Origin of the sequence: Denitrificimonas caeni, from assembly GCF_905120345.1 — a bacterium.
GTDB classification, from domain to species: domain Bacteria; phylum Pseudomonadota; class Gammaproteobacteria; order Pseudomonadales; family Pseudomonadaceae; genus Denitrificimonas; species Denitrificimonas caeni_A.
In genome coordinates this window covers 697694-721074 of the sequence record NZ_CAJHOA010000001.1, presented here as the reverse complement: position 1 = coordinate 721074, position 23381 = coordinate 697694, and the positions used below count along the sequence as shown (strand labels likewise).

Here is a 23381-nt window from a genome sequence, read left to right as displayed (position 1 = left end):
AATGGACTGTCTTTGTCTGTGGTAAGACGGTTGAGTTTTACTAAACCTTTATAATTAGAGGGCTATAGGGTAATTTGTTACCTATTTGCGCTGCTAATAATATAAGCTTTGCTTTAATCTTTGTTAATATAGATACAGATCATGGAACAGCTCGAGTTTTTACTGTTCCAAGTGCTATACATCAGTGCAGTCGATTAGCTGTGCTGATGTTAAGTTTAAATTGTGTGGTGTGATGCAAGGCAGTTATCTCTGTTAGGTATCACCCGTGTAGGGTTGTGAAGCCCTTTTTTATTGGATTGTTTTAGGAGTGCATATATCTCATGGATATCGGTTTACGTGAATGGCTATTTGTTATCGGTATTATTGTGATTTCTGCTGTTTTATTTGATGGCTGGCGTCGTATGAGCGGTAATAAGAACACGTTGAAGTTTCGTCTTGATCGTAATTTGACTGACTTACCTGATGAGGAAAGTACTGAGATTTTAGGTCCAGCACGCACAGTAAAAAAACGCGAGCCGTCTTTGCATGACGTTGAAAGCTTTGAGTTAGGTTTACATGCTGAGACTGAGATGCGCAACGCCCGTCAAACTGAAAATTTAGACGATGCAACGGCATATGATGAGACTGCCTTACTTAATCCTTTTGATGAAGAATTGGAGGAGGTTAGCAACACAGCAGATGACTATGAAGAGATTTTAATTATTCATGTGGTCGCTCGCAACGCAGAAGGTTTTAAAGGCCCAGCATTATTACAAAGCATCTTAGAGAGCGGCTTACGTTTTGGCTCAATGGATATTTTTCATCGCCACGAAAGCATGACCGGCAATGGTGATAAATTATTCTCTATGGCCAATGCGCTGAACCCCGGTACATTTGATTTAGATGATATGGATTTGTTTAGTACCCGTGCAGTGTGTTTCTTTATGGGACTACCCGGACCACGCAATAGCCGCCAAGCTTTTGATTTGATGATTGCTGCGGCGCGTAAATTAGCCAAAGAATTAGATGGTGATCTTAAAGATGATCACCGCAGCGTATTGACTGCACAGACTATTGAACATTACCGTCAGCGTATTGCTGATTTTGAACGTCAGCAGTTAACACAGAAACTATAATTTGTTGTCATTCTGACAGTTTGAAAAGGGCAGCTAAGGCTGCTCTTTTTGTTTGGGTATTAGGCTATGAATTCAAATCAGGGTATTGCTACACGTATTGTTCAGCTGCGTCAGGCTATTGAGCAGCATGACTATAATTACTATGTTTTAGACGATCCTACTGTGCCAGACAGTGAATATGACCGTTTATTTAGTGAGCTACGTGAGCTTGAGCAACAGCATCCTGAATTGATCAGTAGCGATTCGCCCACCCAGCGTGTTTCCGGACAACCCTCAGCTGCCTTTAAGCAAGTACAGCATCAGGTACCTATGCTCAGCTTAGGTAATGCTTTTGCTGAAGAGCAGGTGTTGGAGTTTGCCCAGCGTGCCGAACAGTCACTTGGAACTCAGCATGATCGTAATGATTTATTCGCTGTATCTGCCTCTGTCAATTATTGTTGCGAACCTAAGTTAGATGGCCTAGCAGTCAGTATCAGCTACGAGCAAGGTGTCTTGGTACGCGCGGCAACCCGTGGTGATGGGCAGACCGGTGAAGATATTACGGCTAATGTGCGCACCATTCGTAATGTTCCGCTTAAGTTACAGGGGCAAGGCTGGCCAGCATTTTTAGAAGTGCGCGGTGAGGTTTATATGCCTAAGGCCGGCTTTGCAGCATTGAATCAGCGCGTGCTCGAGGCAGGACAAAAACCTTTTGCTAACCCACGTAATGCCGCTGCTGGAAGTTTACGCCAGTTGGATTCAAAAATTACCGCCAGTCGTCCGTTGGAGTTTTGTTGTTATGGCACCAGCACCGAAGACTTGGCGGAGAGCCACAGCAGTACGCTGCAGCGTCTACGTGAATGGGGTATTAGTATTAGCCCGGAAATGCAGGTGGTTGAAAATATTCAAGGTTGCTTAGCTTATTATGCCGATATAGGTCAGCGTCGAGCGCAGTTGCCTTATGATATTGATGGTGTGGTTTTTAAAATTGATGCTTTACAGCAACAGCGCAGCTTAGGTTTTCGCGCTCGAGAGCCGCGCTGGGCATTGGCTTATAAATTTGCTGCGCAAGAAGAAATTACTGAATTATTAGATGTTGAATTCCAAGTCGGACGCACTGGCGCGGTCACTCCAGTGGCGCGCTTAAAACCGGTGCATGTCGGCGGTGTGATGGTCTCTAATGCTACCTTGCATAATATGGATGAAGTGGCGCGCTTAGGCGTGATGATTGGCGATAGCGTAATTGTGCGTCGCGCTGGTGATGTCATTCCGCAAATCACCCAAGTGGTGCTTGAACGTCGTCCGCATGACGCGCGATCGATAGAGACACCGACCCAGTGTCCGGTATGTGGCTCGCAGGTTGAACGCACTCAGCTGGTGCGTCGCAGCAAAAACAAGCACGTAGTCAGTGAGGGTGCGGTCTGGCGCTGTATGGGGCGCTTAAGCTGTCAAGCGCAACTGCAACAAGCGTTATTGCACTTTGTTTCGCGGCGCGCGCTGGACATCGATGGCTTAGGAGAGAAAATTATTGAGCAGTTGGTCGCGCGTAAGCTAGTCGCATCACCGGCCGATTTATACCGACTGAGCTATGAGCAAGTGATTGAGCTGGATGGTTTTGCTGATCTCTCGGCCAACAATTTGCTCAGCGCCATTGCTAGCAGTAAACAGCCACGTTTAGCGCGTTTGATTTTTGCCTTAGGTATTCCTGATGTCGGTGAAGAAACCGCTAAAGTCTTAGCGCGCGCTTTGGGTTCTGTGCAGCGTTTGCAGCAGGCCTTCCCGCAAACATTATTGTGGCTCCCTGAGATTGGTACAGAAGTGGCGTATGAAATCGCCAGTTTTTTTGCCGACAGCCACAACCTTGCTGTAATTGCCCAGCTGTCTGAATTGGGTGTGCATGCTAGCGATGAAGGTCAGCCCGATGCTGAATTTCAAGCGTGTACGACCTTCGCTGGCTTTATTGAGCAGTTTCAGATTGCTGGTGTGGCACGTACCAATGCGCAACGTCTCGCTGAGCATTTTAAAACGACTGCTGGGTTGTTTGCTGCTGATTGGTTGGATCTGTGTGGCGTTGAGCGACTCTCCAAAAATGCCGCTCAAGCGTTACAAGATTTTCTTCAGCAAGAAGGGCAGCGTCAACGAATACTGGAATTGGAGCAGCAACTCATTGTTTTTGGTATGCACTGGACCTGCCAGCGTGCGCAGGGACAAGCAGCGCCATTAGCAGGGCAGACTTGGGTGTTGACCGGTACCTTAGAGCTGTTAACCCGTGATCAAGCCAAGAGTCGTTTGGAGCAGCTTGGCGCTAAGGTGGCCGGTTCTGTTTCAGCAAAAACCAGTTGTGTGGTGGCTGGCAGTAGCGCAGGATCAAAACTTACTAAAGCGCAAGAGTTGGCTGTTCCTGTTTTAGATGAAGCGACTTTCTTGGAAAAGCTGATGCAGTTAGAAAAACAGTAATGATCAGTCATGAATGGACGGTACAGTAATTGCCAGCGTCATTAAAATTAGATCTGAACCCGATACACTGCAATACGATAGGTGTATGCTGAAGATCTAAGTTAACAATAAATAATGGTTTTGGAGGTACACATGAGTGAGCCGATCCAGGTCGAACATAATGTCCAAAAGCAGTGTTTTTCAGCTGTAGTTGATGGCTATCAAGGCTTATTAGAATACCGCACAGTGGATGAGCATACGCTCGATTTTTGTCACACCTTTGTGCCCAGTGAGTTACGCGGTAAAGGTGTCGCAGCAGTGCTTGCGAAAGCAGCCTTTGCTTACGCTAAAGAACATCAGTTTAAGGTTATTCCGAGTTGCTCGTATATCGCGACGTATGTACAGCGTCACCCACAATAAAACGAGTCTTAATAAAAAACGCCCAGTTCACATACTGGGCGTTTTTCTATGATACTTAACTGCGTTGACGTTTGGGTAAAACATCTTTCAGTTTTTCGTGCATGCTGCGGATGCTTTTTTCTGTCGTATCCCAGTCAATGCAGGCGTCGGTAATTGATACACCATATTTGAGCTGGCTAAGGTCTTCACAGATGGATTGGTTGCCCCAGCCAAGATGGCTTTCAATCATTAAGCTGCTAATAGACTGGTTGCCATCGGCAATTTGATTGGCAATATTGTCCAGTACCAACGGTTGCAGGGCTGGGTCTTTGTTGGAGTTGGCGTGACTGCAGTCAATCATAATATTGGCTTTAATTTTAGCTTTTTGCAGCTCTTGTTCGCAAACAGCAACACTGACTGAGTCATAGTTGGGCTTGCCGTTACCACCGCGTAAGACCACATGACCATAGGGATTACCTTTAGTGGTAACGATAGATACGCCACCTTGCTGGTTAATACCTAAAAAACGGTGTGGGCTGGAGACTGATTGCAGAGCATTGATAGCAACAGTTAAACCGCCATCTGTACCGTTTTTAAAGCCAACAGCCGAGGATAGTCCTGAGGCCATTTCACGGTGGGTCTGAGATTCAGTGGTGCGTGCACCAATGGCTGACCAGCTGATTAAGTCTTGCAAGTACTGTGGTGAGATTGGATCCAGCGCCTCAGTGGCCGTCGGCAAGCCTTTTTCAGCGAGATCCAACAGCAGCTTACGACCGATATGCAAACCATCTTCAATTTTAAAAGAATCATCAAGGTAGGGGTCGTTGATTAAGCCTTTCCAGCCCACTGTGGTACGAGGCTTCTCAAAGTACACGCGCATAATTAAAAATAGAGTGTCTGAGACTTCATCAGCTAAGGCTTTGAGTCGGTCGGCGTATTCATGTGCGGCTTTTAAATCATGAATAGAGCAGGGCCCAATAACAATAAATAAACGGTGATCAGTGCCATCCAGAATGTCGCGAACCACTTGTCGACCGTGAGAAACGGTACGCTCTGCTAGCTCACTGAGTGGTATTTTATTTTTTAGTCGCTCTGGAGTGATCAGCGTCACGTTCGAAGCAATATTTAAATCATCGATTGGTAAATCAGCCATCTTAGTCGTTATCTCACGGGCAGGTCATAAAAATAAATACGCTGAACAAGCTTGTGCAGCGCCATAGATCGGTCATAAATGCCTTAAACCATACCGCTTTATCAGCAGTAACGAAAGTCTCTCATTAGTCATAGTATACGCCACAGGCACTATCAATAGGCTATTTAGGGTGGATACAGTGGTGGCAGCTGATCTTCACTGCTCGTGCTAACCGGCACCTCAAACGATAGCTGACGAATAGCTTGCCACAGATCTTGACCTTGCCAGTCGCTGTAGTTTTCACTGTAGAGCGCACTATTTAAAGCATCTAGCGCCTCACTGAGAGTACTGTCGCGTGCGGCCATGTCCACCAAGGATTCAGGATGCTGGCGAGCCCAAGCATCCAGTGCTTGACGGGTGCTGTTGGGGTCATTGGATAAACACGCTCGTTTTAAATCATCTTGTAGATTACGCGGACTGGGTCCACTGCTGGAGACCAGCACCGCTGGCTGGTGACGCGCTCGCCACCATAAACTAAAGCCAATAAAGCTTAGAATGGCAAAAAAGACACTCAAGGCTTGCCAGAATCTAAGCGGGTAGATATCCAGCACAGGTGTCGTTAAGAGCGTGTCTGTTGGCTTTAGGATATCTGTGTTAGGGCCTAGTACTTGGGCGGTCACCAGCAGTGGTTGCTCGGCTAACTTGGCATACTCAAGCTGATCAGTATGGGTGTTCCACCACGGCAGTTGAATTTCTGCCAGGGTATGTTGACCAGTCGTTTCAAAAACAAAAGCTTGCCGTTCATCACGACTGCTGAATAATCCTTGCTCAGTATATTGATGACTGAATGAGGGTTTATCGACATAAACTTTATAAGCGTTAGAAGCGCTCAGTGGCAGTGTGGGCAACTGTGAACTCGGTAAACCTTCAACACGCAGTGTCAATAAACGGGTAATGGCGCTGCCTGCAGTAATAGGTGTGTCGAGGCTGTGTGTCCAGCTTTGTTCAAGATTAACGTGTTTGGCTGGCAGCCATACAGCATCGGCTGGGTAGCTGCTAGGGATGTTTTTCACCGGCAATGGAATACGAGCTGATTTGACCTGAATACGCTGTCCTGGGCTCGCTTTAAACGGCGTCAGGGAGTGTGGATCATGACCGGCCAAGGTGGCTGAGAATGTTTGTGCTGGAATTTCAAGCAGTCCACTTTGCTGTGGAAAAATTGCATAGTCGATCTCAATCACGCCGTGGCGTACACCATTGATATGCTGCTCAAACGTACGCGGCTTACCCAGCTGTTCCACTCGAGCATTATCTATCAGCAGTGGGGTGAGGTTGCTGTCCGCAAATAATGGAATCGCGTGGTAAATACGTAAAGTAAGTACGACTTGAGCTTGGACATAGACCCATTCTTGATCAAGCTGAGTGTCAATATACACCGGCTCAAGTTGTGCGATAGGTGGCTCTTTTAATTCTTTGATGTAGAGATTAATAGGTGTGCTTTGCAGTTTTCCTAAGGTTAGCGGCGGGATAATGACAAAGCCTGTTTGTTTCGGTAGGAGCATCAGTATCCACTGAGTGATAGGACGTTGAGCGCCGGCTACGGAGCTAAAACGGTTGATTTGTTTACTGGACAGTAGCTCAAAAAAAGGTGTTAAGGGCGCAAGATCTGGCGCGATAAATTGCGCTGTGTCATCAGACTCTAAAATCAGCTCGACACTTTCACCAGCATTGAGCTGAGTACGATCGACTGTTGCAGTAAAAGTTGCCGCCTGTATTGGGGTGATGCACAGCAGCAGGAGCCAGCTGATATAAAAAGCAATGTTACGAGTGTTCAAGGTGCTGACTCCTGCATGCTTTGCTCATACCAAAATTTACGCTTTAACAATTCGCTGGGGTTATCAGGAATTTGTTCAAGCCAGCTTTCTAAGTGCAGCGACGGTTCTGTTGGACGGGTTTCAGGCTGCTGCGCTGCTGTTGGGTTCTGGGGGCTTAACTGTGCTGAGGGTAGTGTGCTGTTGAGTCCTTGTGATGGTGTTATTTTTGGTTCGGTTGACGATATACCATTTTGCTGTGAAGACTCAGGCGTGGTCGTCGCTGCTGCTGAGGACGTTGTTGCGCTAAAGGATTCTGTTGCAGCTGATGCCGACTCAGCTTTAGGCGTGGACGTCTCTTTGTTATCAGTCTTGCTCTCTTGGACGGTCTTTAGCTGCTCTTTAACCACCGCTATGTTGTACTGTGCAGCCAACATATCTGGGGCTTGGCTGAGCGCGTACTGATAGGCCTCCAGTGCTTCTGGCAGTAAACCGGATAAAGCAAGGGCATTACCGCGATTATAGTGCGCCTCGGCCGTATCAAAGTCGGCAAACAGTGCGGCGGCAGCTTGGTAGTCCTCTGCTAAATATAAAGCTGTGGCGCGCCACAACGGATCAGTAAAGTGCTCTGCGGCGAGCTCAGGCTGCTGCTCTAGGAGTTTTGCACCTTGCTGATCAGGGCGAAGCCATAGATGCTCCAGCTCAAAGGCAAATGACGACATAGGCAGTAGACAAACCAGGATCAGTAGCAGGCTGCCACGTCGTGCAAAAGTAGCGGCAAGTAAGAGTATCGGTAAAATAAACCAATACCCTTGATCCTGCTGAGCTGCTGCGTGTCCGATAATACCGGTGCTGAAGCTGCTTTCTGTTTGAGTGAAAATATCCAATGCCGCAAGGTCGCTGTCATCCAAACGAAGCTGCACATAAGGGCTGTCTGTTTGTTTAGCCAGGAGCTGCAAAGAGGTCTCATTGAGTCGACTAATAACAATGGCACCTGATGTATCAGTCAAAAAATGACCGTCTACTGAATATGTCAGAGGGGCGCCGTCTGTGCTGCCAACCCCCATAATGTTCAGATGTATAGCGTGCGGCTTAAGTAATTTTTGGATCTTGGTTTGCTCGTGAACCGAAACACCAGTACTGATCAGTAGAATCTGACCTTCGCCTTGCGCACCTTGTTGTAATAATTTGATGGCGCGTTCTATCGCTAAATCTGCACGTAACCCAGGCGTTGGCATCAGATCCGGCTGCAGTGCTTGCAGAAGATTTTGACTGGTGAGTAAATCATTGCTGAGAGGTACCAGCGTATGTGCGCTGCCTGAGTAGACAACTAACGCGGTATAAGCAGCGTCGCGCTTTTCCAGCACCTTGAGTATTTTTTCGCGAATATGGTGTAAGCGACTGGGAGGTAAATCATTGGCCAAGACATCATGGGTCAGTTGGATCACAATCACCAAGGGGGCTAAATGTTGTTCGTGGTTGCTCTGTTCAGTGTTTTTTTCCCAGCTGGGACCCATGAGAGCTAATACTGCGGATAACCATGCGCAACCTAATAAAAAGTAGCGAGCGTTACGTTGGCGTGGTGCTCCAATGTTTAATAACACAGCGTGGAATGCTTGCGGTAATAATGATCGCCAATCGTATTGTGATTGATGCACTCGATAGAGCGCCCAGAGCAAGAAGGCGCTAACAGGTATGCAGAGCAGCCAGTAGGGTCGCGTCCATTCTGGCCAGTGAGTGATCAGCCATGACATTAATTGCACTCCTGAGTCGCTGGAACTTGGCGGTACGCACTATAGACACGCAAGACAACGAGCAGCATGCTCAGTAAAAATGCTGCAGCTAAAGGCCAGCTATACAGTTCTTGCGTCTTACGTTTAGGAATTTGATAGTCTGCGCTGGGTTCGAGTTGGTTGAGACTGCGATAAATGTCGGCTAAATCGTTGCTATTGTTGATGTGGAAGTATTGACCACCGGTGACCTGAGAAATATCTTTTAAGGTTTGCTCATCCAGTTCCAGGCTGCTGGTTTCAATCAACTGTTGTAAATTATCAGTTTGACTGCTGCCAATACCCACTGTGTAAATTTTAATCTGATAGCGCGCCGCCAGTTGCGCTGCGGCTACGGGTGACATTACACCGCTGGTGTTGGCACCGTCGGTGACTAAAATGAGCACACGGTGGTTCGCTGGGCGTGTGCGCAAACGTTTGATCGCTAGCCCTACTGCATCGCCAATTGACGTGTTATTACCGGCAATTCCAGACTGAGCTTCTTGCACCCAAGTACGTACGCTCTGATGGTCATAGGTTAGTGGCGCCTGCAGATACGCTTGACTGCCAAATAAGATCAAGCCCAAACGATCGCCATGGCGTTGGATAATAAAATTATCCAACCAGTGTTTGACGAACTCCATCCGCGAAACGTTGTTGTCGTCTAATTGCATATCGCTATAGAGCATGGAACTCGAGACATCCACCGCAATTAATAAATCGCGTCCTGTGATCGTTTGTTCCTCTAGGCTGCCTTGTAATTGTGGTCGCGCAGCGGCGCAGAGCAACAGTAGCCACAAGAAACTATACACAACAGTGTGGCTACGCCAACGTGGTAAAGCACTACGCTGAGCATGCTCTAGTTCGTCGATTTCGTTAGAGAAAGGTGTACGCAACTCTACATCTTGATGCTGTAAAGAGGGCACAAAAGTACGTACTAACCAAGGTAGAGGCGCTAATAGGAACAACCATGGCCAGGCAAATTCAAACATGTTTACGAATCCAAGTATCGATGGCCTGCTGCAATTGAGCAATGGATTTATCGTCTAGGCGGCAATCAGGCTGATAGGCGCCCTGTACTAAAATCATCCAGCGCGTAAGTCCAGCAGCTGGGCAGCGACTGTCTAAAAATGCTAACCATTCACGCCCGCTCAGGGTGTGACTGGCATGCTCAGGGTAGCGTGTCGCACAGATACGTTTTAACAATTGATTAAGCTGCTGCAACCAAGGGCCAACTTGTTCGCCGCCATGCGGTTTTGGCAACGTCTGCAACTGCTGTAAAGCGCTGTCACGTAACGGATCATGGTTGAGTGGTCGCTGCGGCTGTGTCTTTACGCTGCTCAGGTAACGCCACCCCGCCAACACGATAATCACCAATAGGGCCAGCAGCCACCAGCCAATAGCCGGTGGCCAGCCGCTAATAGGGGGCGGTAAAATAATGGGCTGTAGTTGCTCAATGCTAATCATGTTGTACCGTCTGTGCTGCGCGTCTGCTGCAAATTGAAGGTTTGTAATTGCTGCAGGATCGGCTGTTGCGTACTCAGTGGTAGCAGGGGTGCGCTGAGTTGCTGTGCGAGGTTTTGCCAGGCTAATTGATAAACTTCACCTTTTTCCTGCCATTGCTGGCGCACCGTGCTGTCATGGGTATTAAGTCCGACACTCCTATCGCCCCTATTAAATCGGGCATAGCCTATTTTAGGTAAGCAATGCTCCAGGGGATCAGAGAGGGGTAGTAACACCAGCTCAGAGTGTTGCGCTAAACGGCGTAATAACTGACTGGTTTCATCATTTAAGTGACGCTCGTTACAAATTAAAATAATTAAGCTGCCCGGACGCATCAGGCGCCGTGCTTGCTGCAGCGCCTCGGGTAAGGGGTTGCTGAGCCCGTCAGTCACCGGCTGTTGCAGGCGCTGGTTGGCATTTGCAATCGCATGTAAAAAATGCAGAACACTGTGTTTATTACGATGTGCTGGCGTATGCGTGACACCGTTATCATCGAAGACTAAACCGCCTATACGATCATTGTGTTGCAAACTTGCCCAAGCAAACAAGCTGGCAGCCTGCGCAGCCAGTACTGATTTAAAACAGCCTGTGGTGGCAAAAAATAGATGCAAACTTTGCTCAACGAGAATGAACGTTGGGCGTTCACGCTCTTCATGGAAAACTTTGGTATGGACTTCGCCGGTCCGCGCGGTGACACGCCAATCAATGCTACGCGCATCATCGCCAGTCTGATAAGCACGCACCTGATCAAAGTCCATACCGCGACCGCGTAAGCGCGAGCGGTGTAAGCCGAGTAAGGCACTGCGCTGCAGAGGTGTGCTAAATAACTGAATTTTGTGCAAGTAATGACGCATGTCTAATAAATCATGCAGCTCAATGTGCGTGCGTCCCTGCATATCCATTAGGCAACCGCCACCACATCAAGTAAATGTTGCAGTACGTGGTCTTGATCAATTCCAGCCGCCTCAGCCTCAAAGGTTAAAATAATACGGTGGCGTAAGGTATCAAATAACACGGCTTGGATATCTTCAGGGCTGACAAAATCGCGTCCCGCTAACCAAGCATGCGCACGCGCACAGCGATCGATAGCGATAGAGCCGCGCGGGCTGGCGCCAAAGCGAATCCACTTGGCCAGTTGCGAATCGTATTTGGCTGGGGTACGAGTGGCGATCACCAGTTGGATTAAGTATTCCTCCATGGCATCGGCCATATACAAGTTGAGGATTTCTTCACGCGCCGCGAAAATAGTATCTTGGCTCAATTGCTGCAATGGTTTTTGCTCACCATGCAAGGCAATACCACGAGCTTGCTGGAGGATTTTTCGTTCTATTTGTGCATCAGGGAAGCCAATTTTGACATGCATTAAAAAACGATCGAGCTGCGCCTCGGGCAGCGGGTAGGTGCCTTCTTGCTCAATCGGGTTTTGTGTGGCCATAACCAAAAACAAACTGGGTAGGGCATAGGTACTATTACCGATGCTGACCTGATGCTCGGCCATCGCTTCCAGTAGTGCTGACTGGACTTTAGCCGGAGCGCGGTTGATTTCATCGGCTAGAATTAAATTATGGAAAATAGGACCATGCTGAAACTCAAAAAGCGTACTTTCCGGACGATAAATATCGGTGCCGGTGATATCTGAAGGCAACAGATCAGGGGTGAACTGGATGCGTTGAAAACTCGCTTCTAAGCCTTCCGCAAGGTATTTAATTGCTTTAGTTTTAGCCAAGCCTGGGGCACCCTCAACCAGTAAGTGCCCATCAGCCAATAAGGCAATCAGTAAACGATCAATGAGCCGTTCTTGACCAAGAATTTGGCTGGTTAAATAGTGCCGTAAAGCAAGTAAGGCTTCATGGGGGGACATACTGTGCCTTTTTCAATACTGAGTTCTATACTGCAGTGTAATGCATGTGCTTAGTGTATGGATATGCAGTGCTGTATATCCTCTTAAAAGGGCGCTGGGCAGCTAAAGTCTAGACGCTGTTTAGACTGCGGATGGGTAAAGCTTAGCGCGCTGGCATGTAAGCACAGGCGTGGTGCCGCTTGTAGCGCTTGCGGGTGTGCGTAGAGACCATCGCCGAGTAATGGGTGGCCAATGGATAACATGTGCACTCTGAGTTGATGAGAGCGGCCGGTGTAAGGCGTGAGCTCTACGCGGCAATGATCTGTATTATGTTGCAGCACTTTCCAGAAGGTCAGAGCACTTTTGCCTTGCTCATGATCGACGACATGACGTGGTTTAGTGGGCGGATCGTAGCGTAGAGGTAGCTCGATTTTGCCTTCCTCTTGGAGCAGATCACCCCAGCATAATGCGGTGTAACATTTATCGACTTCACGATCGTGAAATTGACGTGATAACTCACGATGGCTGTCGGCATCTCTGGCGAGAATAATCAAACCGGAGGTTTCCCAATCTAAACGATGAACGATGCGCGCATCGGGATAGCCGTTTTCTTGCAGGCGTGTGACCAAGCAATCTTTATTGTCTTGCGCACGACCCGGTACAGATAATAATAAAGTGGGCTTGTTGACCACTAAGATATAGGAGTCTGCATAGATGATTTCAATGCTGGACAGCGGCATAACGTACCCCATAAATAGATTTGGCGGCCGATGGGCCGCCAAATAATGACTGCTTTGATAATCTAGATTTAGCGGTCTGGTAGCGTAATATTCAACTCAAGAATAGAGCAACTGCCTTGGTTTTCTAAAGCGACTTGCACTTGTTCATGATCAATGTTGACGTATTTACGAATCACTTCTACCAGCTCTTTTTGTAGCGCTGGTAGATAGTCCGGCTCATCACGCTGACCCCGTTCATGGGCAACAATGATTTGTAGGCGCTCTTTTGCAATAGATGCTGTTGGCGCTTTCTTTCGGGCTCTAAGAAAATCTAAAATACTCACTCTTTACCTCCGAACATACGCTGGAGGAAACCTTTTTTCTGGACTTCCAGAAAACGGTGCGGTACCTCTTTGCCTAATAAACGATCGACGGCATCACTGTAAGCTTGGCCGGCATCACTTTCCTCATCAAGAATAACAGGTACACCTTGGTTAGAGGCTTTGAGTACCGCTTGTGATTCAGGGATAACACCAATCATCTGGATTGACAGGATTTCTTCAACATCTTCGACACTCAGCATTTCGCCGCGCGCAACACGTTCTGGGCTGTAGCGAGTCAGTAACAGATGCTCTGTAATCGGCTCACGACCTTCTTCAGCGCGCTTAGATTTGCTCGAGAGTAGACCCAGCATACGATCAGAGTCACGCACTGAAGAAACTTCGGGGTTGGTTACGACAATGGCGGCATCCGCTAAGTACATGGCTAGATGCGCACCTTTTTCGATACCAGCTGGTGAATCGCAAATCACGTATTCAAATTGCTCAGCCAGCTCGGTAATGATTTTCTCAACGCCTTCGACAGTTAAAGCATCTTTATCACGGGTTTGACTGGCTGCTAGAATATATAAGTTCTCCAAGCGTTTATCTTTGATCAGCGCTTGGTTGAGTGTGGCATCACCATTAATAACGTTAACAAAGTCATATACCACGCGGCGCTCGCACCCCATGATTAAATCGAGGTTACGTAAGCCAACGTCAAAGTCGACAATGACTGTTTTATGCCCACGTAAGGCGAGGCCAGTGCCAATCGCTGCGCTGGTGGTGGTTTTGCCAACGCCGCCTTTACCTGATGTTACAACAATAATCTTAGACAAGCGGGTCACCTTATTAATAGAGTAAAGGGTGGTTGATGAATTAATTATAAAGTGTTCATTGACACAAAGGTATAGATCAGAGTGTAGAGATCTCTAAGTGTTCTGCATTTAAATAGGTTTGTGTCGCTTCTCCCCATAAAGGGTCGCGACGTAAATCTTCCGCAACTTTATATTGTCCAGCAATGGACAACATTTCAGCGCTCATTTGTTGGCAAAATATACGCGCTTCGAGATTGCCATTGATGCCGGCGAGTGCGCGGCCTCTTAAGGGGCCGTAAACATGGATGTTACCATCGGCTAAAAGTTCAGCCCCAGCGCTCACCGCGGCCATTACAATTAGGTCAGTATTTTTTGCGTAAACTTGTTGGCCGCTGCGCACCGGCTGGGTAATGATTCTGGCCGGGGTAAAGTTGTGCTCTGTCGCTGTTTCAGCTGTTGCTGCAATCGCTAAGGGCCGCTCGCGAGCACCACTTGGCGGAATGACGGCTAAATCTACAAGTTGCGCTGCAGCTAAGTGCTCAGGATGTTCCGCGCGTAGCGCTAGAGTATGTAAACCATGCTTACGACAGATACTCAATAAGCGCACTAAATCTAAGGGTTGCGCACTCTGTAAGCATTTGTCGAGGGCTAAAATAATGGGTGCATCTTGGAAAAATTGCGGTGCTTGCTCAACTTTTTCCGCCAGTTGGATATCTAGGCGGTCAAGCTCATTGGATGAAAGCTCTAAAATAGTTAAGGCGAGCATACTGCCTTTAAGTTGAAAGACAGGTGCTTTCTCAAGAAGATCTGCTTGATTCATCGATGGCTCTATGGATTGTAAAAATTAAAAGTTAGTTATAGCGTTAAGCATGGCAGGCTGCAAACGAATAAGCCATGTAGAATACGATCTTTTACGCTGTTTGGTATGTTGAGTATGAAGCATTCTGGATTTGATACCGCCTTTTTGCATCCGCGTTACTGGTTGTTGTGGTTTGGGTTGGCTGTTTTGTGGTTGCTAACGCAGTTACCTTATGTGATTTTATTACGTCTAGGCCGTGGCTTGGGTGTGCTAATGCGGCTTAGCGCTGCCAGTCGACGACATATTGTCAGCCGTAATATTGAGTTGTGTTTCCCTCACTTAAGCACGGCTGAGCGTGAGCAATTAGTACGAGAAAACTTTGCTTCTATGGGTATCGCTTTTTTTGAAATGGCGATGAGCTGGTGGTGGCCGAAAAAGCGTTTAGGCCGTTTGTTGCAAGTGCAAGGCTTAGAGCATCTGCAAGCAGCGCAAGCGCAGAACCAAGGGATTATTTTAATGGCCATCCACTTCACGACCTTAGAGATAGGCGCAGCTTTATTAGGACAGCGCCACACTATTGATGGCATGTATCGGGCGCATAAAAATCCAGTCTTTGATTATGTGCAGCGCCGTGGACGTGAGCGTCATAATGCTGATGCTAAAGCGATTGAGCGTGAAGATGTACGTGGCATGCTGAAAGTACTGCGTCAGGGACGGGCCATTTGGTATGCGCCTGACCAAGACTATGGTCCCAAACAGAGCCTTTTTGTACCACTTTTCGGCATACCAGCTGCTACAGTAACGGCAACCAGTAAATTTGCCAAACTGGGACGCGCGCTGGTTATACCGATGACGCAAACACGCTTGGCAAATGGTAAGGGCTACTTGATAAAAATTGAACCAGCACTGCAAAATTTTCCAGGTGACTCGGATGAACACGACTGTTTACGTATTAATCAATGGATTGAGCGAGCTATTTCAGAACAGCCAGAGCAGTATTTGTGGGCACATCGACGTTTTAAAACTCGACCTGAAGGTGAGGCGAAGCTGTATTGAATACACAGGAGCAAACGTCCACGCTTAAATTAGCGCTGGATGCTAAAAAAAACACAACAACAGCTCTGATCTTATCCGGTGGTGGTGCGCGGGCCGCCTATCAAGTGGGTGTGTTAGCGGCAATTGCGGATTTATTACCTGAGTCAGCTGATAATCCATTTGAAGTGATTGTCGGAACCTCAGCCGGTGCCATTAATGCGGTCAGCTTGGCCTGTGGCGCTTTAAATTTTCAGCAAGCCATCCGCAAACTCACTAGTATTTGGCAAGGTTTTCGTTCTGATTTAGTCTACCGAACGGATTGGTGGGGCGTACTCCGTCAAGCTGCACGTTTTGTTGGCCAACATTTGCTGGGGTTTGGGCGTGGATTAGAGCCTGTAGCTTTGTTGGATAACTCACCGCTACGGGAGTTATTACTTAAGGAACTGGATTTTTCTGGTATTAATCTTGCTGTGGCGCGACGTAAATTACGTGCAGTAGCGATTACAGCCTTTGCCTATCAGTCCGGGCAAGCCGTGACTTTTTATCAAGGACGCGGGAATATTGAACCTTGGGTACGTCATCGTCGCAATGGTGTACCAGCACGTTTGCGTATTGAACATTTGATGGCAAGTTCGGCGATTCCTTTACTCTTTCCCCCTGTGCGCTTAAATAATGAGTATTTTGGTGATGGTGCTGTGCGTCAAGCCGCGCCCATTAGTCCAGCATTACATCTTGGGGCTGATCGTGTTTTGGTGATTGGTGTGCGTAGTCAGACGCAAGAAGAACAAACCATTCCTATAACGGCTCGTCCGCCCAGCCTTGCGCAAATAGGCGGACATCTATTGAACAGTACCTTTATTGATAATTTAGAATCGGATATTGAATTGCTTGGGCGCTTAAATATGCTTGGCAAAATGCTACCTGAGACTGAGCGTAAGAGATATTTGGGATTGTCACCGGTCGATGTACTGGTTATTTCGCCGAGTAAAAAAATTGATGAGATTGCTGCTCGGCACCGTCATCAGTTACCCGCATCACTGCGTTTGTTTTTACGCGGCCCCGGTGCTACGCGCGCGAGTGGTGGTGGTGTGCTGAGTTATCTATTGTTTGAGCGCAGTTATTGCAATGAGCTGATTGAGTTGGGTTATCAAGATGCAATGAGCAAAAAAAATGAGCTGTTAGCCTTTTTAGATAACAGCCCAACTTAGCGATTAATTAACTACCATCGGTATTGTTTTTACTGGTGCGACTCGCAATTTGACCGGTTCGGCAGTTTAAGTAAATGGAGCTTTGTAGCCATTTTTGGTCGGGATACCAAGAAAACATAAATTGACCGCCTTTAAGTTTATCGATCACCGTGCGGGCAATTTCTGGGCGAACTGCGGGGCAGCCTTGGCTACGACCAATGCGACCTTGGCTTTTGATCCACGCTGGATTGACATAATCAGCAGGGTGGATAACGATGGCGCGTTCACGGGCACGATCATTAAATCCTGGCTCTAAACCATCCATCCGTAAAGAATAACCATGCTTACCTTGATAGCTTTCCGCCGTGCGAAACAAACCGATACTGGATTGGTGACTGCCATTGGTATTGGAAAAGCGAGTGGCAAAGTTATCGCCAGAGCGGTTTCCGTGGGCTACAAAATCATGCAAGACTAGTTTTTTGCTTTGCAGATCAAAAATCCATAAACGTTTGTCGCTGGACGGTAAAGAAAAATCAATGACGGCTAAGCGCTGTGCAGGTTCTGCTCCGTTGCTAAGTGCGCACTGCATGGCGCTTAACGCTGTTGAGAGAACGTTGTTGTTTAACGAGGGAGCGGCTTGTTTGAGTGCGCTAGTCAGTTGTTGCGGAAGCGTGGCAGCTGTGGCTGAAAGAGCACAGAGACTGGATACAGCAATAAAAAAAGATTGAATTAAGAAAGAACGACGCATATAGATACTCTCGTTACGGCACAATAGGTGCTCTGTAAAAACATCGGGCGGAAGCGCATGGCTGTTTATGTATCTGAGTTGTTTTTATAATTGTGATACAACTGATTCGGCAAGCGTCTTCTACTGTGCTGCGAATCTAAGTCGCACATCTTAACAGCTCACTGAATGGATCCAAACCCTTGCTTAAAAAATACACTTGGTTGGCTTTAGTTATTGGCATGACTCACGTTGCACCCAGTTGGGCGCAGCCTAGCAATAACGCGCAAATACTGGTTGATACACTTAATACATTGCCTCAAAGTTGCGCTGTATCAACATCAGACCGTTTGTCGGAACAGTCCCTGCAGCGACTACAAGCATTCTATCAGGCACTGAGTTATGTGCCGCTGTGGCAGGATGCCGCTCTGCGAGAGCAGTTAGCCGCTTTGTTATTGGATACGCGTTATGACGGTTTAGAGCCGACAATGTATCAATTACATCGTGTTGCAGCGCTTAAACAGCCTCGTTCAGCTGAGCAACAGGCTTGTAATGAGCTATTACTTAGTCATGGGTATTTGCAGGTATTACAACACTTACGTGATGGCGTACTTGATGCGAGTGTTGTTGAACCCTACTGGCATGAGGCGGCAGTTCAGCAACCTGTGCAAACTTCCATTGTCGATGTGGCTGTCGCCGGTGTGAGTAATTTGCCACAAGTGTTTGCTGATGTGCGGCCTCAACACAGTACCTATCAAAAGCTACGCGAAACGTTGAAAAATAGTTATTTTTTAACTCAGGCGGATTGGGGGCAAGTGCCCATAGAAGGCAAATCATTGCGAGTGGGTATGCTTGATGTGCGCGTACCGAGTTTGCAGCAGCGCTTACACTTAGCTGGATATATTGACCCTAGCAGTGATAATACCTCTGCGCTAGCAGAAGCGGTGGACGATGAAATTGATAGAATAAATGAGCCTGTCGACTCTTTGCTCTATACCGATGAATTGGCCGAGGCAGTGAAAACATTCCAACAGGATCACTATTTAGAAGACGATGGCGTGGTTGGGCCGGCTACATTACGTGAACTAAATATCAGTCCGGAGCAGCGCTTGTTGCAAGTGCGGGTTAATCTCGAACGCTTACGTTGGCTGGATAAACAACTTGAACCAACTATGTTAGTGGTTGATATCGCTGGCGCTCGCTTACTGTATTTTCGGGATGGTGATATTGTCTGGCGTACGCGTACTCAGGTTGGCACGGTAAAACGGCAAACACCTTTATTAAAGTCGCGCATTACCCATTTGACGATTAATCCGACGTGGACTGTACCGCCGACTATTTTGCGTGAAGATAAGTTACCCGCCATTCGCCGAGATATGAATTACTTATCGCGCAGTAATATGAGTGTGTTGGACTATCAGGGTAATGTGTTGGACCCAGCCAGTATTAACTGGAATGCGCCATCTGGAATTATGTTACGTCAGGGTCCTGGTCCGCAAAATGCGCTGGGCTTGGTGGCCATTCGTTTTGCTAATCCTTTTTCTGTGTATTTGCATGATACGCCCAGTCAACACTTATTTGGTCGCGCTACGCGGACAGTCAGTTCAGGTTGCGTACGAGTTGAGGATGCACAAAAACTGGTCGACTTTTTGTTGTTTGATGCCAGCGAAGAAGAACGCCAACGCATTGAACACATTAAGGCCAGTGGCAAAACTCGTAATGTGAATTTGCCACGTCCAGTTCCAGTGCTATTGGCGTATTGGACGGTGGAAGTGGACATGGATAACCGTTTACGTTTTCGCTCTGATAGCTATGGTCATGATGCCAAAATTGCCGCAGCATTGAAGGCTGCGTTACGTTAGAAAACATATCGTGTTGCTGAATAAAAAAACCGCGACCGGTGAACTGCCCCCAAAAAGTTAGTCCAACTTTTTGGGGGCAGTTCAGAGGAAGCGGCTTATTGTTGCTTATTGGCCCTTTGAATCAGTACCAGCATCCAGATCAAATGATCTTTCTAGCCATAAAGCATTAATGATTGCCATGCTACAGGCTAACAATACGCCTAGAATCCAAGTGAAATACCACATAAAAACCCCTTAAATCATAGTATAAAACTGTGTGTTGAGTGCCTCAATAAAACTGTTCTACTTTTCGACTCAGGGTGGTGTTGGTGTTACCAACACCACCGAGTAAACGTCTTTTAGTAGAGGTCGTGTTGGTTACCCTCAATATCGGCAACTTTAACGGTACCCCACATCTTTATGTAGCTCCATAAGGTGTAGATCAAAATAAGTGGTACAAAAATTGCGGCAGCAACAAACATAATACCTAAGGTCTTATGGCTGGATACCGCATCCCACATGGTTAAACTGGATGCTGGATCAATGCTTGAAGGCATTAAAAATGGGAATAACGCAAAACCTGCGGTGCATAATGCACCGACGATCATCAACGATGAGCCTAAGAAGGCTAAAGCTGAACGATTAATGGTTGCCGCCAATAGTGCCAACACACCACCAACGATACCCACAATCGGCGCGATGCGCATGATTGGGTATTGCGTGTAGTTGGCCATCCAGCCTGGGTTGTTCTGCTCTACAATTTTACTCAGTGGATCAATGGGGCCATTGAAATTAATCATTGATGTCACGCTGTAGCCTTGAATACCGAGCCATAACCATAGGCCCGCACCAATAAAGGTGATCAAGAAGACAATCGCAAAAAGCTGTACTGCACTGCGTGAGCGCTGAAAGATCTGCTGATCAGTACGCATCATCAGCCACGTTGCACCGTGGGTAGTGAGCATCGCTACACTGACCAAGCCAGCGAGGATGCCAAACGGATTTAGCAATCCCCAGAAGCCGCCGGTGTAGGTGATGCGCATGGTGTCATCCAGCATAAACGGCACGCCAAGGAACAAATTACCAAATGCAACACCAAACACCAGTGATGGTACAAAGCTACCGACGCACAGTGTCCAGTCCCAGCGCGAACGCCAGTTTGGATTATCTATTTTGCTGCGGTAATCAAAACCAAGAGGTCGGGTGAATAAGGCAAAAAGTACGATCAGCATTGCCCAGTAAAAGCCAGAGAAAGATGCAGCGTATACGATTGGCCAAGCAGCAAATAATGCACCTGCTGCAGTCACTAACCAAACTTGGTTACCTTCCCAGTGCGGGCCCATGGTATTGAGTACAACACGACGCTCGCTATCAGTTTTACCAACAAAGGGCAGTAGAATCACAGCGCCTAAGTCAAAACCATCGGTTAAGGCAAAACCAATTAGCAGAACACCAACCAGTACCCACCAAATGAGTTTTAGAGTTTCGTAATCAAACATTTCGTCACTCCTTATACGTTTTTAGTGGTGTTTTGTTCGAAATGGTAACGACCGGTATGCAAGCAACTTGGACCTTTGCGCGCAAAGCGAATCATCAAGAACATTTCAATAATAATTAACACCGTGTAGATCGCAGCAATCGTAATGATTGATCCCAGTACATCAGCGGTAGTGAGTGATGAAGCCGATAGATAGGTTGGTAATACTTCACCAATCGACCAGGGCTGACGACCCACTTCTGCAACATACCAGCCTGTTTGCACGCCAACCCAAGGCAGCGGTAAGCTAAACAAAGCAAATTTCAGCAGCCAAGGCTTGTGCTCTTGGTTGTGCTTGGTGGATGCCCAAAAGGCTAAAACAAATAGCAGCAACATTAAGAAGCCGGCACCAACCATAAAGCGGAACGCCCAGAATATGCTGGGTACGTGAGGGATGGTATCGGCTGTCGCTTGCTTGATCTGCTCTTCAGTCGCATCAGCGATATTCTCGGTGTATTTCTTCAGCAGTAAACCATAGCCAAGGTCCTGTTTAACTTCGTCAAACAACGCTACGTTTTCCGCCGAGCGATCACCTGCACGCAAAACAGCTAAGCGCTCATACGCCACCATACCGTTACGGATACGCACTTCATGCTGATCCATCAAGTCTTTGATACCTGTCACTTCAGTATCAAGTGAGCGGGTTGCAATAATACCCATGGCATACGGGATTTTAATCGCGTAGTCAGTGGTGTGAGTTTTCATATTAGGAAGACCAATCAGCGTAAAGGCCGCTGGCGCTTCTTCTGTGTGCCACTCTGCTTCAATTGCGGCGAGTTTGGTTTTCTGTACATCACCAATCTCATAGCCTGACTCATCGCCCAGCACAATCACTGAAAGAATAGAGGCCAAACCAAAGGCCGCAGCGATTGCAAACGAACGCCGCGCAAAGCCCATGTCACGTTTTTTGAGTAAGTACCAACTGGAGATCGCCAGAACAAAGATTGAGCCGGTCACATAACCTGCAGCAACAGTGTGGACGAATTTAACCTGAGCGACTGGGTTGAAAATCAATGCGGCGAAGTCAGTCACTTCCATACGCATGGTTTCGTAGTTGAATTCTGCGCCAATTGGGTTTTGCATCCAGCCGTTAGCAACTAGAATCCATAGTGCCGATAGGTTAGAACCAATGGCGACTAACCAAGTAACTGCCAAGTGCTGGCGCTTGCTGAGGCGATCCCAACCGAAAAAGAACAAACCAATAAAGGTTGATTCTAGGAAGAATGCCATCAAACCTTCAATTGCTAAGGGGGCACCAAAGACATCACCCACATAGTGGCTGTAGTACGACCAGTTGGTACCAAATTGGAATTCCATGGTCAAACCGGTAGCAACCCCAATGGCAAAGTTAATACCAAAGAGCTTGCCCCAGAAGAGCACCATGTCTTTGTACACTTCTTTGCCGGTTAAGACATAGACCGACTCCATAATCGCTAGCAAAAATGCTAGACCTATGGTCAGCGGTACAAAAATAAAGTGATACATTGCTGTCATCGCGAACTGAAAGCGTGACAGATCAATAAGGGTTTCCGAGATCATTGCGCATACTCCCCGGGAGTGAGTGATGTTGCATTTGTCAGTTGGGTACTGGAAAGACCAGTCGCATACTGCAAAGCACTTAGATAAGAAGAATTGCGAAACATATGAAGCACTCTTTTATATTTACGACATTTGTATTATGTCACTTATTTATTGATTAAAAACAAGTAAAGATCGTGACGGGTTGTCGCACTGTGCGTTATGGCACAGTATCAAAATTCTTTAATATAATAAATGTGTCAGAGTAGATGCTTTAATGTAGCGGATAGACAAAGAAGATGAGGCTGTAACCCGCCCATTTTTTGTGGGCGGGTTAAGAGAGGCTTAGTGTTCGTTGAGAGTAAAAGCAGTTAAGGTAAAAGTAGGTACACCAATATCTTGCATGAGCTGTGAGCCTTGCAGTTCAGGAAGATCAATGATTGCGGCTACTTCATAGACACTTGCGCCCATTCTGCGGATTAAGCGTGCTGCTGCGACAAAGGTGCCGCCGCTGGCAATGATGTCATCAATCAGCAAGACTTTATCGCCTTCATGCAGACTGTCTGCGTGCACTTCTAAAGTGGACTGTTCGTATTCTGTGTCATAAGGCTCGCTGAGTACATCCGCCGGCAGCTTGCCTTGTTTGCGAAATAACACCAAGGGTTTGTTAAGTTCGTAAGCAATTGTGGAGCCTAATAAAAAACCACGTGACTCAATCGCACCCACATGGGTGAAGTCACTTTCCACATAGCGTTGCACTAGACCATCAATCACCATACGTAAGGCGCGCGGCGATTGAAATAACGGAGTAATGTCACGAAAAATACTACCTTTCTTGGGGAAGTCAGGAATAGGTCGAATTAAAGACTTAATTGCAAATTCATCAAAAATCATACGTCTAG

General features: G+C 47.3%; 22 protein-coding genes. 6 read left to right on the top strand and 16 right to left on the bottom strand.

Translation table 11 applies throughout. From position 1 onward, the window contains the following. Positions 1-320 precede the first annotated feature (320 nt). The 3 genes from zipA (at position 321) to JYJ62_RS03315 (ending at position 3950) form a co-directional block, all read left to right on the top strand. Entirely contained in the window at positions 321-1115 is a 795-nt protein-coding gene (gene zipA, locus JYJ62_RS03325; protein WP_205340752.1) for a cell division protein ZipA, read from the top strand. A gap of 66 nt (positions 1116-1181) precedes the next feature. Continuing rightward, the gene (gene ligA / locus JYJ62_RS03320) at positions 1182-3551 is read left to right on the top strand and encodes an NAD-dependent DNA ligase LigA (RefSeq protein WP_205340751.1); all 2370 of its coding nucleotides are present in this window, start codon (positions 1182-1184) and stop codon (positions 3549-3551) included. Between the two features lie 132 nt (positions 3552-3683). Beyond that, entirely contained in the window at positions 3684-3950 is a 267-nt protein-coding gene (locus JYJ62_RS03315) for a GNAT family N-acetyltransferase (RefSeq protein ID WP_205340750.1), read from the top strand. Positions 3951-4005: 55 nt separating this feature from the next. Here the strand turns inward: JYJ62_RS03315 and JYJ62_RS03310 are convergent, their stop codons facing one another. From JYJ62_RS03310 to minC, 11 genes are all read right to left on the bottom strand, one after another. Next, on the bottom strand, positions 4006-5082 hold the full coding sequence (locus JYJ62_RS03310; RefSeq protein ID WP_205340749.1) for a 3-deoxy-7-phosphoheptulonate synthase: 1077 nt from the start codon (positions 5080-5082) through the stop codon (positions 4006-4008). A gap of 164 nt (positions 5083-5246) precedes the next feature. Next, the gene (locus tag JYJ62_RS03305; RefSeq protein WP_232365697.1) at positions 5247-6896 is read right to left on the bottom strand and encodes a BatD family protein; all 1650 of its coding nucleotides are present in this window, start codon (positions 6894-6896) and stop codon (positions 5247-5249) included. Further along, positions 6893-8626: a VWA domain-containing protein gene (locus tag JYJ62_RS03300; protein WP_205340748.1), complete on the bottom strand. Its 1734-nt coding sequence runs from the start codon at positions 8624-8626 to the stop codon at positions 6893-6895. Before JYJ62_RS03300 ends, JYJ62_RS03305 begins: the two co-directional genes overlap by 4 nt. After that, positions 8626-9633, bottom strand: coding sequence for a VWA domain-containing protein (locus JYJ62_RS03295; RefSeq protein WP_205340747.1), 1008 nt, complete (start codon positions 9631-9633; stop codon positions 8626-8628). The genes JYJ62_RS03300 and JYJ62_RS03295 overlap by 1 nt, the downstream gene beginning before the upstream one ends. Further along, positions 9626-10108 (bottom strand): DUF4381 domain-containing protein, encoded by a 483-nt coding sequence (locus tag JYJ62_RS03290; RefSeq protein ID WP_205340746.1) that lies wholly within the window; start codon positions 10106-10108, stop codon positions 9626-9628. The genes JYJ62_RS03295 and JYJ62_RS03290 overlap by 8 nt, the downstream gene beginning before the upstream one ends. Next, a complete protein-coding gene (locus JYJ62_RS03285; protein ID WP_205340745.1) occupies positions 10105-11046 on the bottom strand; it encodes a DUF58 domain-containing protein in 942 nt (313 codons plus the stop codon). The genes JYJ62_RS03290 and JYJ62_RS03285 overlap by 4 nt, the downstream gene beginning before the upstream one ends. Further along, positions 11046-12005, bottom strand: a complete 960-nt coding sequence (locus tag JYJ62_RS03280; protein ID WP_205340744.1) for an AAA family ATPase — start codon at positions 12003-12005, stop codon at positions 11046-11048. Before JYJ62_RS03280 ends, JYJ62_RS03285 begins: the two co-directional genes overlap by 1 nt. 83 nt (positions 12006-12088) lie before the next feature. Next, the gene (locus tag JYJ62_RS03275) at positions 12089-12724 is read right to left on the bottom strand and encodes an RluA family pseudouridine synthase (RefSeq protein WP_205340743.1); all 636 of its coding nucleotides are present in this window, start codon (positions 12722-12724) and stop codon (positions 12089-12091) included. Positions 12725-12792: 68 nt separating this feature from the next. Continuing rightward, complete coding sequence (gene minE, locus JYJ62_RS03270; protein WP_205340742.1) at positions 12793-13047, bottom strand: cell division topological specificity factor MinE; 255 nt, start codon at positions 13045-13047, stop codon at positions 12793-12795. Further along, complete coding sequence (minD, locus tag JYJ62_RS03265; protein WP_205340741.1) at positions 13044-13859, bottom strand: septum site-determining protein MinD; 816 nt, start codon at positions 13857-13859, stop codon at positions 13044-13046. Before minD ends, minE begins: the two co-directional genes overlap by 4 nt. A 76-nt stretch (positions 13860-13935) precedes the next feature. Beyond that, positions 13936-14658, bottom strand: a complete 723-nt coding sequence (minC, locus tag JYJ62_RS03260; RefSeq protein WP_205340740.1) for a septum site-determining protein MinC — start codon at positions 14656-14658, stop codon at positions 13936-13938. 114 nt (positions 14659-14772) lie between these two features. On the opposite strand from minC, the gene JYJ62_RS03255 reads away from it, so the two are divergent. Both JYJ62_RS03255 and JYJ62_RS03250 read left to right on the top strand, forming a co-directional pair. Beyond that, entirely contained in the window at positions 14773-15693 is a 921-nt protein-coding gene (locus JYJ62_RS03255; protein WP_205340739.1) for a lipid A biosynthesis lauroyl acyltransferase, read from the top strand. 35 nt (positions 15694-15728) lie between these two features. Continuing rightward, positions 15729-16880 (top strand): patatin-like phospholipase family protein, encoded by a 1152-nt coding sequence (locus JYJ62_RS03250; protein WP_205340843.1) that lies wholly within the window; start codon positions 15729-15731, stop codon positions 16878-16880. Positions 16881-16887: 7 nt separating this feature from the next. Here JYJ62_RS03250 and JYJ62_RS03245 read toward each other — a convergent pair whose 3' ends face one another. Continuing rightward, entirely contained in the window at positions 16888-17607 is a 720-nt protein-coding gene (locus JYJ62_RS03245; RefSeq protein ID WP_205340738.1) for a murein L,D-transpeptidase catalytic domain family protein, read from the bottom strand. Between the two features lie 179 nt (positions 17608-17786). Between JYJ62_RS03245 and JYJ62_RS03240 the strand changes: the two genes are divergently transcribed. Further along, entirely contained in the window at positions 17787-19445 is a 1659-nt protein-coding gene (locus JYJ62_RS03240) for a L,D-transpeptidase family protein (RefSeq protein ID WP_205340737.1), read from the top strand. Between the two features lie 105 nt (positions 19446-19550). On the opposite strand, the gene cydX is transcribed toward JYJ62_RS03240, so the two are convergent. From cydX to JYJ62_RS03220, 4 genes are all read right to left on the bottom strand, one after another. Next, a complete protein-coding gene (cydX, locus tag JYJ62_RS03235) occupies positions 19551-19670 on the bottom strand; it encodes a cytochrome bd-I oxidase subunit CydX (protein ID WP_205340736.1) in 120 nt (39 codons plus the stop codon). Between the two features lie 113 nt (positions 19671-19783). Then, positions 19784-20923 carry a cytochrome d ubiquinol oxidase subunit II gene (gene cydB / locus JYJ62_RS03230; RefSeq protein WP_205340735.1) on the bottom strand — a complete coding sequence of 380 codons (1140 nt, stop codon included), beginning with the start codon at positions 20921-20923 and terminating at the stop codon, positions 19784-19786. 11 nt (positions 20924-20934) lie between these two features. Further along, positions 20935-22500, bottom strand: coding sequence for a cytochrome ubiquinol oxidase subunit I (locus JYJ62_RS03225; protein ID WP_205340734.1), 1566 nt, complete (start codon positions 22498-22500; stop codon positions 20935-20937). Positions 22501-22824: 324 nt separating this feature from the next. Beyond that, positions 22825-23373, bottom strand: a complete 549-nt coding sequence (locus JYJ62_RS03220) for an adenine phosphoribosyltransferase (protein WP_205340733.1) — start codon at positions 23371-23373, stop codon at positions 22825-22827. Between the last annotated feature and the right edge of the window lie 8 nt (positions 23374-23381).